The sequence below is a fragment of the Actinocrinis sp. genome, assembly GCF_035605935.1.
Taxonomy (GTDB): Bacteria; Actinomycetota; Actinomycetes; order Streptomycetales; family Catenulisporaceae; genus Actinocrinis.
On sequence record NZ_DATNGK010000050.1, the window covers coordinates 13653 to 27846 of the forward strand.

The window sequence follows — 14194 nt, forward strand, 5'->3', positions numbered from 1 at the left end:
TGTGACTTCAGTCGCATCGCGCGCTCGTTCGGCGCTGGAGCGGACCCGTCCGACCTGGTCAGTGCCCAGGTCAGCGGACAAATAGAGTGATAGTAGACTTTTCAGGCAATCCGGGTTCCCACTTTGTGCGTGCGTTCACAAGGTCTTACGCTGTCGGCAGGTGCTGAGGCAGACCCACCAAGTGGCGCGCTCCGGCAACAGTCCCACCGCGACAGCGCCTTCAGGAGCACGATGGCCACCTTGCGTACCCAAGGCCCCAGGGGCGAACGCCCCGCGGGCCGCGGCGGCGAAGGTCCCGCCGGCCGCGCCTCGGCCATTCCAGAGGCGACCGTGGCCCGGCTGCCGGTGTATCTGCGCGCGCTCAGGGCGCTGGCCGAGCGCGGCACCGCGACCGCCTCCTCGGAGGAACTCGCGGCCATCGCCGGAGTCAACTCCGCCAAGCTGCGCAAGGACCTCTCCTACCTCGGCTCGTACGGCACTCGCGGCGTCGGCTACGACGTCGAGTACCTCGTCTACCAGATCTCCCGCGAACTGGGCCTCTCCCAGGACTGGCCGGTCGCGATCATCGGCATCGGTAATCTCGGGCACGCCCTGGCCAACTACGGCGGTTTCGTCAGCCGCGGCTTCCGGATCGCCGCGCTGCTCGACGCCGATCCGCGGCTGTCCGGCAACCGGGTCGCCGGCCTGGTGATCCGGCACATCGACGAACTCGACGAGGTGATCGCGGACAACGGCATCTCCATCGCGGTGATCGCGGTGCCGCCCGAGGCCGCGCAGGAAGTCGCGAACCGGCTGGTCGCCGTGGGCGTGACCTCCATCCTGAACTTCGCCCCGGCGGTGGTGACGGTGCCCGAAGGCGTGGTGCTGCGCAAGGTGGACCTGTCCATTGAGCTGCAGATCCTCGCGTTTCACGAGCAGCGCAAGACCGTCAACCAAGCCGCTCCGGGCACGCTTCGTGGCGCGCGCGTGATGCGGCGCCTGCGTGAGGATCCGGTTAATCCCGGCGAGTTCGACGACGATGCGACCGCCCCGGCGGGGTATTCGGATCCGACCGCGGACACCGAGCCGATCCCGCGCTACAGCTACGACGAACTCGACGAAGTGAGGCCGGCATGAGCCTGCTGGTGGTCGGCCTGTCCCACCGCACCGCCCCGATCCCGCTGCTGGAGAAGGCCGCGCTGCCGGCCGAGCGCGTCACGAAGCTGATCGGCGACGCCGTCGGCACGGAGCATGTGACCGAGGCGATAGCCGTCGCCACGTGCAACCGCCTGGAGATCTACGCCGATGTAACCCGCTTCCACGGCGCGCTGGCCGATCTGTCGGATCTGGTCAGCCTGCACACCGGGATCCCGGCTGAGGAACTGACCGAGCACCTCTACGTGCACTACGACAACCGCGCCGTGCAGCACCTGTTCAACGTCGCCTGCGGCCTGGACTCGATGGTGGTCGGCGAGCCGCAGATCCTCGGCCAGTTGCGCAGTGCGCTCGCGACCGGGCAAGCGGAGGGCACGGCCGGACGGGTCATCAATGATCTGACGCAGACAGCGCTGCGGGTCGGCAAGCGTGCGCACAGCGAGACCGGCCTTGACCGCGCCGGCCAGTCGCTGGTCACCGCGGCGCTCGACCTGGCAGTGCCGCTGCTGGAGACCGGCCGTCCCGCGCGGGCGGTGGTCGTCGGGGCCGGCTCGATGTCCTCGCTGGCCGCCACCACGCTCGTCCGGCTCTTCCCAGGCCTCGATCTGACCGTGGTCAACCGCACCCCGGACCGCGCCGGCCGGCTCGCCGAGACGGTGGGCGCTCGGGCGCTCGGCCTTGAGCAGCTGACCGAGAGCCTGTCCGAGGCCGACCTGGTGATCTCCTGCACCGGCGCGGTGGACACGGTGATCGCACCGGCCGATTTCGGGCCGGCTGAGCGATCACGCGTGGTCGTCGACCTCGCCCTGCCGCGCGATGTGGCCCCCGAGGTCGCCGCGCTGCCCGGCGTCACGCTGATCGATCTGGAGCGCATCGCCGATGCCGAGCGTGCGGGCGCCGCGCGGGTCGAAGAAGGCAGCGTCGAGGCGGTACGCCGGATCGTCGCCGAAGAGGTAGTCGCGTACGCCGCGGCCCAGCGCGCCGTGACTGTTGGACCGACCGTCACCGCGCTGCGCGGCATGGCAGCCGACGTCGTCGACGTCGAACTCGCCCGGTTCGACGGCCGGCTGCCCGACCTCGACGCCAAGGCGCGCGCCGAGGTGGCCAACACCGTGCGACGCGTCGTGGACAAGCTGCTGCACGAGCCGACGATCCGGGTCAAGCAGCTGGCTTCGGACCCCGGCGGCACTTCCTACGCAGTGGCGCTGCGCGAGCTGTTCAACCTTGACCCGGCCGCGCCCGCCGCGGTCAGCCGGGCTGAACCGGTACCGGCCGATGAAGCGGGCCGTCCCGGCGAAACAGACCCGGCCAGAGAAGAAGGCATCGCATGACCCGTGAGGCACTGCGGGTGGGAATGCTGCGGCTGGGAACCAGGCGCTCCAAGCTCGCCCTCGCACAATCCGGACTGGTCGCGCGCGCGGTCACCGAGAGCACCGGACGCCAGGTTGAGCTGGTGGAGATCACCACCTACGGCGACGTCTCCAAGGAGGCGCTGACCCAGATCGGCGGCACCGGCGTGTTCGTCAACGCCCTGCGTGACGCCCTCCTGGACAACCGCGTGGACTTCGCCGTGCATTCGCTCAAGGACCTGCCGACCGCCGAGCCGGCCGACCTCGTGCTGGCCGCGGTGCCGGAACGCGAGGACGTGCGCGATGTGCTGGTCGCCCGCGATCAGCTCAAGTTCGCCGACCTGCCAACCGGCGCACGGGTCGGCACCGGGGCGCCGCGCCGCGCCGCTCAGCTGCGGCTGCTGCGTCAGGACCTGGAGATCGTCGCGGTGCGCGGCAATGTGGACACGCGCATCGGCTACGTCACCAAGGGCGAACTCGACGCCGTCGTGCTCGCCTACGCAGGACTAAACCGCCTCGGCCGGATCGGCGAGGCGAGCGACTACTTCGACCCGAACGTGCTGCTGCCGGCCCCCGGACAGGGGGCCCTGGCGGTGGAGTGCCGGGCCGCGGACGGGGAGCTCGTCGGGCAGCTCGCCACGCTGAACCACGAGCCCACCCGGGCCGCGGTCAAGGCCGAGCGGGCGCTGTTGTCCTCGCTCGAAGCGGGGTGTTCCGCGCCGGTGGGTGGCTACGCCATCGCCTCGGCGAGCGAACTGCAACTGACCGGGACCGTGACCGAGGCGGGGACCTCGGGGGTACCCCGATCGATCAGGATGTCCGCCACCGGAAGCCCGCAGGAGGCTGAGCGGCTCGGGCGCGAGCTCGCCGCTCGGATGCTCGCTGAGGGCGCCGCAGGACTGATGGGGAAGCAGCGGTGACTATCACGACCGGGTCGGTAGCAACGCAGGTGTCGCACGGGACCGCGGTGAATGGCGCTGCCGTGCGCGGCAACGGTGCGGTGTTGGATGACGCTGCGCTGAATGACGCTGGCACTGCGTTGAAGCCGACCGCGCTCAATGGCGCCGCACGGGACGCCTCGATCGCGGACGACTCAGCGGCCGATCAAGAGGCTTACACCGCCGAGCCGCAGCGCGCGCGTGCCGCGGCCCGCGCCCGGGTCAGCTTCGTCGGCGCCGGGCCCGGTGACCCCGACCTGCTGACGGTCCGGGCGGCCGCGTTGCTGGCCGACGCGGACGTGCTCGTGGTCGACTCCCGGCTGCGCGCCCGGTTCGAGCCGCGCTGTCACGAGCGGACCCAGGTCATCGAGCTGATGCCCGCCACGCCGGCGGACAACGCGCTCAACGCGGACGGCTTCTCGGTGCCGGCTGCTCAGCCAGCTGACACCGCCGAGTTCGTCGGCGCGCACCCCTTGGTCTGCATCGACGAAATCATCGCCGCGGTGCGCGACGGTAAGTCGGTAGTCCGTCTCCTCGACGGCGATCCCGGCCTCTTCGGCTCCTTCGAAGCCGAGGCCGCCGCCTGTGCGAAGGCCGGCCTGCCGTTCGAGGTGGTGCCCGGGCTCGCCAGGGCGACCGCGGTCCCGGTCTTCGCGGGCATCCCGCTGAGCAAGGGCTCGATCGGCGACGTGCGGATGCTGTCCGCCCCGCACCCCAACGGAAACGCCGACTTCACCGCCTGGTCCGACTGGCACCGGCAGCTCGGCGAAGCCGGCGCGGCCACCTCCACCCTGGTGCTGCTGGGCATCGGCGACCGGATCGACGAGGTCGCCGCGGAACTGCTGGCGGCAGGCCGCCCCGGAAGCACTCCGGTCGCGGTGACCATCGACGGCTCGCTCACTTCCCAGCGCACCGTCACCGGCACGCTTGACCGGATCGCCGCGGCGCTCAAGGCCGAACCGGTCAAGCCCTCCGCGGCTGCCGCCTCCACGGATACCGTGGTGGTCGTGGGTTCGGTGGTGGAGCGTCGCTCCGAACTGTCCTGGTACGAGACCAAGCCGCTGTTCGGCTGGCGGGTGCTGGTTCCGCGCACCAAGGAGCAGGCCGGAGCGCTCAGCGAGCAGCTTCAGTCCTACGGCGCGGTACCGCACGAGGTGCCGACCATCGCCGTGGAGCCGCCGCGCACCCCGCAGCAGATGGAGCGCGCGGTCAAGGGCCTGGTCACCGGGCGGTACGAGTGGGTCGCCTTCACCTCGGCCAACGCGGTCAAGGCGGTGTCCGAGAAGTTCGAGGAGTACGGGCTCGACGCGCGCGCCTTCGCCGGGATCAAGGTCGCGGCGGTCGGCGAGCAGACGGCCAAGGCGCTAAGGGCCTTCGGCGTGGTGCCTGACCTGGTGCCTTCGGGCGACCAATCGGCGGCCGGGCTGCTTGAGGACTTCCCGGCTTACGATCCAGCTTTCGACCCGATCGAGCGGGTCTTCCTGCCGCGGGCCGACATCGCTACCGAGACGCTGGTGGCGGGTCTGGTCGAGCTGGGCTGGGAAGTGGACGACGTGACCGCGTACCGCACGGTGCGCGCCGCGCCGCCGCCCGCCGAGGTGCGCGAGGCGATCAAGGGCGGCGGCTTTGACGCGGTCCTGTTCACCTCCTCCTCCACGGTCAAGAACCTGGTCGGGATCGCGGGCAAGCCGCATGCGTCGACGGTGATCGCGTGCATCGGTCCGCAGACCGCGAAGACCGCCGAGGAGCACGGCCTGCGCGTGGACGTGCTCGCGCCCGCGCCGAGCGCCGCGGTGCTCGCCGAGGCGCTGGCCGCGTTCGGGCAGGCCCGGCGCGAGGCCGCGATCGCGGCCGGTGAGCCGGTGCTGCGGCCCTCGGAGCGGCGTTCCTCGCGGGCCCGGCGGGCGAAGTAGCAAGAGGACGGAAAGGCCGGGCGGCGCGCGGTGAACCGTAGGGCGTCGTCCCGGCGTGATGGGGTCACGTACCCCGAATCGTGCGCAGAGGCGGCGAATCCGGCGGATTTAAAGTCTGGGTTCAGCAAGGCGGATAGGCTGGTTTCATGACAGAGTCCCAGTTCCCGAACGTGCGGCCGCGGCGGCTGCGGCAGACGCCCGCGCTGCGTCGGCTGGTGGCCGAGACCCGGCTGCACCCGGCCGATTTCGTGCTGCCGCTGTTCGTGAAGGAGGGCCTTGACGAGCCGGCGGCGATCGCCTCGATGCCGGGCGTCTACCAGCACACGCTCTCCAGCCTGCGCAAAGCGGCGCATGAGGCAGTGACGGCCGGAGTCGGTGGCCTGATGCTGTTCGCCGTTCCGGAGGAACGCGACGCGATCGGCTCGGCCGCGGTCGATCCGGACGGCATCCTGCAGCGGGCGATTCGCGAGGTGGCCGACGAGGTCGGCGACTCGACCGTGATCATGAGTGACCTGTGCCTCGACGAGTTCACCGACCACGGCCACTGCGGCGTTCTGCGCGCGGACGGGGCGGTCGACAACGACGCGACCCTTGAGATTTATGGCGAGATGGCCATCGCCCAGGCAGCGGCGGGCGCACACCTGCTCGGCGCGAGCGGGATGATGGACGGCCAGGTCGGCTTCGTGCGCCGGGCACTGGATGGCGCCGGATATCAGGACACGGGCATACTGGCTTACGCCGTGAAGTACTCCTCGGCCTTCTTCGGGCCGTTCCGGGACGCGGTGGAGTCGCAGCTTCAGGGCGACCGCAAGACCTATCAGCAGAACCCGGCGAACGCGATCGAGGCCCTGCGCGAGGTGCGGCTGGATCTGGCCGAGGGCGCGGACATGGTGATGGTCAAGCCGGCCGGGTCGTATCTAGACATCGTGCGCCGGGTCGCCGACGTGGTGGATGTACCGGTGGCGGCGTATCAGATCTCCGGCGAGTACGCGACGGTCGAGGCGGCCGCGGCGAACGGCTGGATCGATCGGGACCAGGCCGTGCTGGAGACGCTTACCTCCATCAAGCGCGCCGGGGCGTCGATCATCCTGACCTACTGGGCGCTGGACGCGATCCGTCTGCTCGGCTGAGTAGCCGCAGTTCGAGTACTTCGTCGCTCACCGCGGCGATGAGTTCGGGATCGTGCTCGACGAGGACGAGCGAGAGCCCGTCGCCGCGCAATGCGCGCACGGTCTCGGCAAACTCCGCCACCTGCTGCTCGCTCATGCCGGAGGAAGGCTCGTCGAGCAGCAGGACCCGCGCCCCGGCGGCCAGCGCGCGAGCGATCTCCACGATCCGCGCCACGCCGGTGGGTACGGCGGCGAGTGGTTCATCTGCGAAGTCGACGAGCGCGAAGCGCCGCAGCAGGTCGCGCACGACAACAGTGGGGTCGGCAGAAGGCTGTCCGGCTGAGCGGGACAACTCAGCCGCGACCCGCAGGTTGTCCGCGATATTGAGCGAACTGAACGGCTCAAGCCGCTGGAAGGTGCGCCCAAGCCCGAGCCGTGCCCGTCGATGCATCGGCAGCCGGGTCACGTCCCGCCCGAACAGCCATACCCGACCCGCCGTCGGCCGCAGCGACCCGCAGACCACGTCGAGCAGCGTCGATTTGCCCGCTCCGTTCGGTCCGACGAGCCCGAGCACCCGGCCCTCGTCAACCTCGAAGCTCACGTCGCGCAGTACCGGAACGCCCCGATATCCGGCGGTAATGCCGTCGACCCGCAGCGCAGCGGATGGAACCAAATTCACATCTCCCTTAGCCTGCGTTCACAGGCGAGCGTGATACAAAGCAGACTCTCGCGTATTCGGGGTACTTGTCACCCATCAAGCGGTGACGATCGGAACTTGGAGTGCCGGTGGACCACACTCAGGAACAGGGCAGAGCGTCCGACGCTCAGGCCCAGCCGCCCGAGCTGCGGTCCGCTCTGCCTCAGCCGGTCGATTCCGTCCAGCCGCAGCCCCCGGCGCAGCCGCTCCATCCAGCCCAGCCGCAGCCTCCGCTGCCGCAGGCCGCCCCCGAATCGGCGTCGAACCAGCCTGTCCGCATCTCCGCGCTGCGTGCTTTGACCGAGATCGGCATCGTCTACTTCGTCGCGTTCGGCCTCGGCGTGATCAGCGCGGTCGGCCTGCTCACCAACCCGTCGCTCGGCTCCGACCAGCAGATCCACTCCTGGATCGAGGCCGGCAGCGAGATGATGCAGTACATCATGCAGGCCGCCACCGTGATCTTCGGCGTGGCCTATTTCAGCCTGCGCCGGGGCTTGACCCTCGGCTCGATCTTCGGACACTTCACCAAGCGGAAGCCGCCAGCGCTCTATGCGCCCTATGGGCAGTATCCGACCGCTCAATACCCGGCGCAGCAGTATCAATACCCGTATCCAACGCAGACGCAGCTGTACGCGCCGCCGTACTCCGCCCCCACACCGCCCGGATACCAGAACTACGCGCCATACCCGCAAGTCGGTTACGGACCGACTCGCCCCGCCGAGCGCGGCCGTGGCTGGCAGTTCGCTCGCGCGTTCTTCCTCTCCATGGCCGGCGTGCTCGGCTTCCTGCTGGCCGTGGTGATCTACGTCAACGTCACCGGCAGGTCTACCGGCGCACCGGACCAGGGCCACAGCCTGTGGATGGTCCCGGTCGGCATCGTGGTCGCGCTCTCCGCCGGCTTCGGCGAGGAGGTGCTGATCACCGGCATGGTGGTCACCGCCCTCGAACAAGCCGGCTTCGGCAAGCGAGCCTGGGTGATCTACCTGGTCGCCATCGCGCTGCGGATCCCGTTCCACCTGTACTACGGCTGGGCCTCGCTCGCGGTCATCTGCTTCACCGTCGTCAACATCTGGGTCTACCGGCGCTGGCGGCTGCTGTGGCCGATCGTGCTCGCGCACGCCGTCTACGACGCACTGGAGTTCGCCGGTTCACTCCAGCCCGCGCTGGCCGGACTCGGGCTGCTCGCGCTGGGCCTGGCGACCTTCGTGATGGTGATCGTGATCGCCTGCATCGAGCTGTCCGACCGCTCAGCCCGCCGCCGCTTCAACCAGTGGCGCACGGCGGTCGGCGTCTGACAGCTCTGCTTCGATCGACGGGCCCGCTTCGTTCAACGGCGTGCTTCAGGCCGGTTTGCGCCCGGTGACCCCCCAGGCCACCAGCCTGGTCAGGCCGGAACGCAGCTCGCCGTCCTTGACCGACCAGCTGTCGAAGGCCTTGGTGTGCGCGGCGCTCGCGGCCAGCATGGTGACCAGCGCGCCCGCGGTCGCGGCCGGATGCACGTCGGCGTCCAGCCGCCCGCCACGCTGCAACTCCGAGATCGCCTCGGTCAGCGCCTGCACCACCGAGTTGAGCAGCTTCATCCGTATCCGGGAGAACCTGCGGTCGCCTTCCGCGGCGGCCAGATCCACCACGCGCAGGATCGCGTCGTGCTCCCGCCAGAAGTCGAGGAAGCCGTCCACCAGCGCCCCGGCCGCCACCGTCCCGGAGCGCCCGGCCCAGCTCTGCTCCGCGGCCAGGTCCTTGAGTGTCGCGGCCTCCCGCAGCACCTCGTTGGCCAGCTCCACCACCGCGGTCTGGATGTCCGGGAAGTACTGGTAGAAGGTGGCGGGCGAGGTCCCGGCCTGCCGGGCCACGTCGATCACGGTCACGTCCCGGTACGAGGTGGACGCGATCAACTCGCCGAGGCATTCGAGAAGCCGGGTGCGGGTGGCCTGACCCCGGCGGCCGGCGATCCGCCCGTCAACGGTACGTACTTGTGTCATACCGTCAGTTTATATATGGCTCGATAGATTGCATTTGTGACGGAGCATCGGTTGCGCCATCTGGTGGAGTCTCAGCTTCCCCGGCCTCAGCTGCCTGTTCTGTCAGCCGGTTGCTGGCGCCGCGGCGGGCGCGCTGGCCGGAACCAGCCGCACCACTACCGATTTGGACGTCGGCGTGTTCGACACCTGCGCCGTCGAGTCCAGCGGCACCAGCACGTTCGTCTCCGGGAAATACGCGGCGGCGCAGCCGCGCGCCGTCGGATAGCGCACGACGCGGAAATTCGGGGCGCGTCGCTCTACTCCGTCGCGCCACACCGAGATCAGATCCACTTGGTCGCCGTCCGCGAAGCCGAGCCCGGCGAGATCGACCGGATTCACGAATACCACCCGGCGCCCTTGCTTGATACCGCGATACCGGTCATCGAGCCCGTAGATAGTCGTGTTGTACTGGTCGTGCGAGCGAACGGTCTGCAACAGCAGGTGCCCCTCCGGCACGCGCAGCACCTCAAGCTCATTGACGGTGAAGTTCGCCTTGCCGGTCGCCGTGGGGAAGGTCCGTGAGTCGCGCGGGCCGTGCGGCAACTGGAAGCCCCCGGGCTCGCGCACGCGCGCGTTGAAGTCGGCGAAACCGGGCACGACGCGCGCCACCCGATCCCTGATCCGGTCGTAATCGGCGGCTAGCCAGGCCCACTCGACCGGCTCGACCCCGTCGCTGGCTCCAGCCCCGCCCCCGGCCTCCGTCGCGGCGTCCGTCTCGGCCCCGACAACCCGGTCGCCGAACAGCTCCCTGGCCAGTCCCGCGACGATCGCCACCTCGCTCTTCAGTTGCGGCGACGCCGGCGCCAACCGGCCGTGTGAGGCGTGCACCATCGACATCGAGTCCTCGACCGTGACGAACTGCTCGCCGCCCTCCTGCGTGTCCCGTTCCGTGCGGCCGAGGGTCGGCAGGATCAGCGCGGCCCGGCCGGTGACCGCGTGCGAACGGTTGAGCTTCGTGGAGACCTGCACGGTCAGCGCGCAGTTGCGCATCGCCGCCTCGGTGACCGCGGTGTCTGGAGTCGCGTTCACGAAGTTGCCGCCGACCGCGAAGAACACCTTGACCTTGCCGTCGCGCATCGCCCGGATCGCATCCACCGTGTCGTAGCCGTGCTCGCGCGGCGGCTCGAAGCCGAACTCGGCCGCGAGCGAGTCGAGGAACTTGGCCGGCGGCTTCTCGTAGATGCCCATGGTGCGGTCGCCTTGCACGTTGGAGTGGCCGCGCACGGGGCACACTCCCGCGCCCGGCCGGCCGACGTTGCCGCGCAGCAGCAGGAAGTTGACGATCTCGCGGATGGTCGGCACCGCGTGCCGATGCTGCGTCAGACCCATCGCCCAGCACACGATGATGTTGCGCGCCGCGAGCACCCGCTTGCCCAGCGCCTCGATCTGCTCACGCGGCAGGCCGGTCGATTCGAGCACCTCGTCCCAGGACGTCTCGCGGACGTCCTTCGCGTACGCCTCGAACCCATGGGTGTGCTGCTCGATGAACGCGCGATCCAGGATCTGCCCCGGCGCGCGGTCCTCGGCCTCCAGCACCAGTCTCCCGAGCGCGCGAAACAGCGCCAGGTCGCCGCCGAGGCGGATCTGGAGGAAGGCATTGGCCAGCGGCGTGCCGCCGCCGACCAGACCTCTGACGGTCTGTGGGTTCTTGAACCGGATAAGGCCGGCCTCCGGCAGTGGGTTCACCGCGACGATCTGCGTGCCCGCGCGCTTGGCCCGCTCGAGCGCGGTAAGCATCCGGGGGTGATTCGTGCCCGGATTCTGGCCGACCACGATGATCAGATCGGCCTTGTACAGGTCTTCCAGCGAGACGGAGCCCTTGCCGACGCCGAGCGTCTCGCTGAGCGCGGAACCGCTGGACTCGTGGCACATGTTCGAGCAGTCCGGCAGGTTGTTGGTGCCGTAGCGACGGACCATCAGCTGGTAGAGGAAGGCGGCCTCGTTCGAGGTGCGGCCGGAGGTGTAGAAAACCGCCTCGTCCGGAGCGCAGGCGCGCAGCGCGTCGGCGGTGATCCGGAACGCCTCGGGCCAGCCGATCGGCTGGTAGTGATCCGCGTCGGGGGCCTTGTACATCGGTTCGGTGAGCCGGCCTTGCTGGCCTAGCCAGTAGTCGGACTTGCCGGCCAGATCGGCCATGGAGTGCTCGGCGAAGAACGCGCGGGTGACCCGGCGCAGCGTCGCCTCCTCGGCGACCGCCTTCGCGCCGTTCTCGCAGAACTCCAGGTGCCCGCGGTCCTCGCCTTCGGGCCAGGCGCAGCCGGGGCAGTCGAAGCCGCCGACCTGATTGACCCGCAGCAGAGTGAGCGCGGCGCGCTTGACGCCCATCTGCTGCTGCGCCATGCGCAGCGAGTGCGCCACCGCCGGGACCCCGGCGGCCCAGTCCTTCGCGGCGTCGACGGAAATGTTCTCGTCGGCCGGATCCTGTCGTGGTGCAGTGGTGGCCATCTTCGCCTCCTGGGGTCCTACCTGCACTGTACCGCTCCGCATGGCTCACCCCATTGAGTGAATTGTCTGTTATTCGACCTACGCCCGTTAGTGGCTCCTCATGCAATGGAGGCTCCGCGCCTTCCAAGAGGGCTGTGCGGCCGGGTGCGCAGCGCGTGCCCGGCCAGAAGGGAACATTCTGATGGGAACCCATGCCAAACCCCGGACACGGGTGCGCACCATCGCGCTGGGCACACTGGCGGTCGGCGCCACCCTCACCGGGGTGGGCTTGACCGCCGCCGCGCTCGATCCCGCCGGTGCGAACCTGGCGGGCGGGGCGCCGGGCGGCGATGCGGTCGACCTGGCGGCCAGCGGCCTCGGCGCGCCGGTGCCGGTGGCGGATGTCAGCTCGCTCGCCGGCGGCGGCCTCACTCCCGGAACGCTGTCGGTCGGCACGCTTCCGGCGCTCGGAGCCGGTTCGGTGACCCAGGGCCTGCTGCCCGGTTCCGGTTCGGCGACGGGTGTGCGACCGCGGCAGCAGGTTCAGGAGCCGACCTGGGCACATGGCGCGACCGTTGGCGGCGTGCCGGAGCACGTAAGGCCGCAGGGCGGCGCGACAAGCAACTCTCCGTCGACCGCTGCCGGGTCGTCGGCCTCCGGCGGCAACACCGGCAGCAGTAGCAACAGCGGCAATGGCAACAGCAGCATCACCGATGGCGGCAGCGGGAACCTGACCGAGCTGACCGGCCTGCTTCCGGCCAGCTCGCTTCCGCTCGATCAACTCAACGCGTCCGAGGTCGACAAGACGCTGAATCAGGTCGCGCCCGGCGTGCCGGGCAACGTGTCCACCGGCCTCGGCCAGGCCAAGTCGACGCTTTCCGGACTGCTCAACCAGGTCGCTGGCCTGCTCTGACCGCGACGGCCGTCGACCACTGACCGGGCCGTCCGATCACTGGTCACGGCACACCTGCGGGTGACGGGCTGTCACTCCCGGGAATGAAGCCTGCTGACACCGCTGCGTGCGGTTGGCAAGATTCACCCGGTGGACGCCACGGGCTTCGAGACCTTCGTGCACCGCGACTACGCGGAACTCTTCGCGTCGGTCCCCGCGATGGCGGTGGGTTCGATCGCCGCGTTCATGCTCAAGGACCGCCTCTCGGGCGAGGCGGTCCCAAAACCGCGCAGACCCGCGCAACCCGCCGAACCGGCTGGCCCGATCGAGTCGGCCCTGTTTGAATCGGCCCAGTTTGAATCGACACAGCCTGGCGGCGGCCGCGCGACCCTGGCCGGCACGCTCGACGAGGCGCTCAACTCCTGGATCGGCGCCGAATTCTCGCTGCTACGCGCCGATGAAGAACTCGCCCTTGTCGGCGTGATGCTTGCCGCGATGGCCGAGGGAATCGAGCGCGATCCGCTGGCCTATCCGCTACTCGCCTGCGCGGCGGCGCGCCTTATCCCCGAGGCGGCCGAGCCGGAAGCGGCTGAGACGGCCGGACGGCGCGGCTGGACCGGGCTGACCGAACGAGCGCGCCGGGCCGCCGTCGAGGTATTGCGTCCGCTCGCACTCTCCACGCTGGTCCGTGCGGCCACGTGGGATCTCGTCGAGCAGGCGCGCGCATGACAGCCACAACCACCGAATCGACCAGCCCCACCGCGCAGGTCGAAGAGGACACCGACTCGATGGCCGAGCCGTGCACGGCGCCCGTCGCCAGCGCCGCGCTCCCCGCGCTCGCCGCGATTCAGGCGCCAGCTCCGGTGGTCGCGCCGTACCTGGGCCTGGTCGCCTCAGTCCTGTGCGCGTTAGGCGGCGGCTGGTTGCTGCTCGCTCCCTATGCGCTCGACATTCGACGTGGGGCCACGAAGGTGCCGCGGACGGCCGCCGTCGAGCTGGAGACCGGCGCGGCAATCACCGCGGTCGCGTTGCTTTCCGCGATTTTCTTTGCCGCCGCGCTGTTCTCGCGTCTTCGCCCGCGGGTCGACCTCGCCGAATGCGAAACCGAACCCGAAATCGAAACCGATCAAGAGACCGCTGAGCATCAGGCCGCCGAACCCGACCCCGAACCCGAACCCGACCCCGAACCTGAGCTCGAGCCAGACGCTGAAGCAGAGTCCGCGCCCGAGTCCGAACCGCGAACCACTTTCGCCGCCGCGTCCAATTCCAGCCGCGCGCTGCGCGAAATGCTGACGCCGTTGGTCGCCGCACTCGCCGCCGATCTGCGCAGTCAAGAGCAGGCCGGTCACGATCAAGAGCGTGGCGATCAGCGCCGACGACAGGAGTCGTGAAGATGTCCGCGAACGTTCCGGCCCAGCGCTGCGACCGCATCGAGCCCGGCCGTGCCGAGCTGCCGTCGATCTCGGTCGCCGTACCCCGGCCCAAGGCCCCGATCACTGCGCTGACCGGACTGTTCCTTGTAGCGCTGCTCGGCGGTTGGCTGATCGCCGCGCCGTTCGTCCTCGGCGATCAGGCTCGTGGCGCGCTGTGGACTACGGCGACCCGCACCGACGTGGCGACTGGCGCGGCCATCGCCGGGATCGCGATCCTCGGCCTCTTCGGCTACCTCGCCGCGGCGATCACCTGGCTCGCCCGATACGGCCGCTAGCGCGAAAGT

The 14194-nt window shown here is 69.8% G+C and carries 13 protein-coding genes; 10 read left to right on the top strand and 3 right to left on the bottom strand.

The features are described from left to right. The first annotated feature begins 231 nt into the window (after positions 1-231). The 5 genes from VN779_RS03720 (at position 232) to hemB (ending at position 6464) form a co-directional block, all read left to right on the top strand. A complete protein-coding gene (locus tag VN779_RS03720; protein WP_325720146.1) occupies positions 232-1116 on the top strand; it encodes a redox-sensing transcriptional repressor Rex in 885 nt (294 codons plus the stop codon). Beyond that, a complete protein-coding gene (locus tag VN779_RS03725; RefSeq protein ID WP_325720147.1) occupies positions 1113-2465 on the top strand; it encodes a glutamyl-tRNA reductase in 1353 nt (450 codons plus the stop codon). Before VN779_RS03720 ends, VN779_RS03725 begins: the two co-directional genes overlap by 4 nt. Continuing rightward, complete coding sequence (gene hemC, locus VN779_RS03730) at positions 2462-3403, top strand: hydroxymethylbilane synthase (protein ID WP_325720148.1); 942 nt, start codon at positions 2462-2464, stop codon at positions 3401-3403. Before VN779_RS03725 ends, hemC begins: the two co-directional genes overlap by 4 nt. A 161-nt stretch (positions 3404-3564) precedes the next feature. Further along, positions 3565-5334, top strand: a complete 1770-nt coding sequence (locus VN779_RS03735) for a uroporphyrinogen-III synthase (protein WP_414639570.1) — start codon at positions 3565-3567, stop codon at positions 5332-5334. A 146-nt stretch (positions 5335-5480) separates the two neighbouring features. After that, a complete protein-coding gene (gene hemB, locus VN779_RS03740) occupies positions 5481-6464 on the top strand; it encodes a porphobilinogen synthase (RefSeq protein ID WP_325720151.1) in 984 nt (327 codons plus the stop codon). On the opposite strand, the gene VN779_RS03745 is transcribed toward hemB, so the two are convergent. After that, positions 6418-7116, bottom strand: coding sequence for an ABC transporter ATP-binding protein (locus VN779_RS03745; protein ID WP_325720153.1), 699 nt, complete (start codon positions 7114-7116; stop codon positions 6418-6420). The two genes, hemB and VN779_RS03745, sit on opposite strands and share 47 nt — an antisense overlap. Before the next feature lie 113 nt (positions 7117-7229). Here VN779_RS03745 and VN779_RS03750 point away from each other — a divergent pair, with 113 nt between their 5' ends. After that, the gene (locus VN779_RS03750) at positions 7230-8435 is read left to right on the top strand and encodes a type II CAAX prenyl endopeptidase Rce1 family protein (protein ID WP_325720154.1); all 1206 of its coding nucleotides are present in this window, start codon (positions 7230-7232) and stop codon (positions 8433-8435) included. Between the two features lie 45 nt (positions 8436-8480). Here VN779_RS03750 and VN779_RS03755 read toward each other — a convergent pair whose 3' ends face one another. Next, entirely contained in the window at positions 8481-9122 is a 642-nt protein-coding gene (locus tag VN779_RS03755; protein WP_325720155.1) for a TetR family transcriptional regulator, read from the bottom strand. A 102-nt stretch (positions 9123-9224) separates the two neighbouring features. Then, the gene (locus VN779_RS03760; RefSeq protein ID WP_325720156.1) at positions 9225-11606 is read right to left on the bottom strand and encodes an FdhF/YdeP family oxidoreductase; all 2382 of its coding nucleotides are present in this window, start codon (positions 11604-11606) and stop codon (positions 9225-9227) included. Positions 11607-11787: 181 nt separating this feature from the next. On the opposite strand from VN779_RS03760, the gene VN779_RS03765 reads away from it, so the two are divergent. The 4 genes from VN779_RS03765 (at position 11788) to VN779_RS03780 (ending at position 14185) form a co-directional block, all read left to right on the top strand. Further along, positions 11788-12498, top strand: a complete 711-nt coding sequence (locus tag VN779_RS03765) for a hypothetical protein (RefSeq protein ID WP_325720157.1) — start codon at positions 11788-11790, stop codon at positions 12496-12498. 129 nt (positions 12499-12627) lie between these two features. After that, positions 12628-13206, top strand: a complete 579-nt coding sequence (locus VN779_RS03770) for a hypothetical protein (protein ID WP_325720158.1) — start codon at positions 12628-12630, stop codon at positions 13204-13206. Beyond that, positions 13203-13868, top strand: coding sequence for a hypothetical protein (locus VN779_RS03775; protein ID WP_325720160.1), 666 nt, complete (start codon positions 13203-13205; stop codon positions 13866-13868). The genes VN779_RS03770 and VN779_RS03775 overlap by 4 nt, the downstream gene beginning before the upstream one ends. Positions 13869-13870: 2 nt before the next feature. Further along, the gene (locus VN779_RS03780; RefSeq protein ID WP_325720162.1) at positions 13871-14185 is read left to right on the top strand and encodes a hypothetical protein; all 315 of its coding nucleotides are present in this window, start codon (positions 13871-13873) and stop codon (positions 14183-14185) included. The last annotated feature ends 9 nt before the right edge of the window (positions 14186-14194 follow it).

Coding starts and splice junctions, on each gene's coding strand:
- VN779_RS03720 (WP_325720146.1), top strand. CDS start 232: ATGGCCACCTTGCGTACCCAAGGCCCCAGGGGCGAACGCCCCGCGGGC.
- VN779_RS03725 (WP_325720147.1), top strand. CDS start 1,113: ATGAGCCTGCTGGTGGTCGGCCTGTCCCACCGCACCGCCCCGATCCCG.
- hemC (WP_325720148.1), top strand. CDS start 2,462: ATGACCCGTGAGGCACTGCGGGTGGGAATGCTGCGGCTGGGAACCAGG.
- hemB (WP_325720151.1), top strand. CDS start 5,481: ATGACAGAGTCCCAGTTCCCGAACGTGCGGCCGCGGCGGCTGCGGCAG.
- VN779_RS03755 (WP_325720155.1), bottom strand. CDS start 9,122: ATGACACAAGTACGTACCGTTGACGGGCGGATCGCCGGCCGCCGGGGT.
- VN779_RS03760 (WP_325720156.1), bottom strand. CDS start 11,606: ATGGCCACCACTGCACCACGACAGGATCCGGCCGACGAGAACATTTCC.
- VN779_RS03765 (WP_325720157.1), top strand. CDS start 11,788: ATGGGAACCCATGCCAAACCCCGGACACGGGTGCGCACCATCGCGCTG.
- VN779_RS03775 (WP_325720160.1), top strand. CDS start 13,203: ATGACAGCCACAACCACCGAATCGACCAGCCCCACCGCGCAGGTCGAA.
- VN779_RS03780 (WP_325720162.1), top strand. CDS start 13,871: ATGTCCGCGAACGTTCCGGCCCAGCGCTGCGACCGCATCGAGCCCGGC.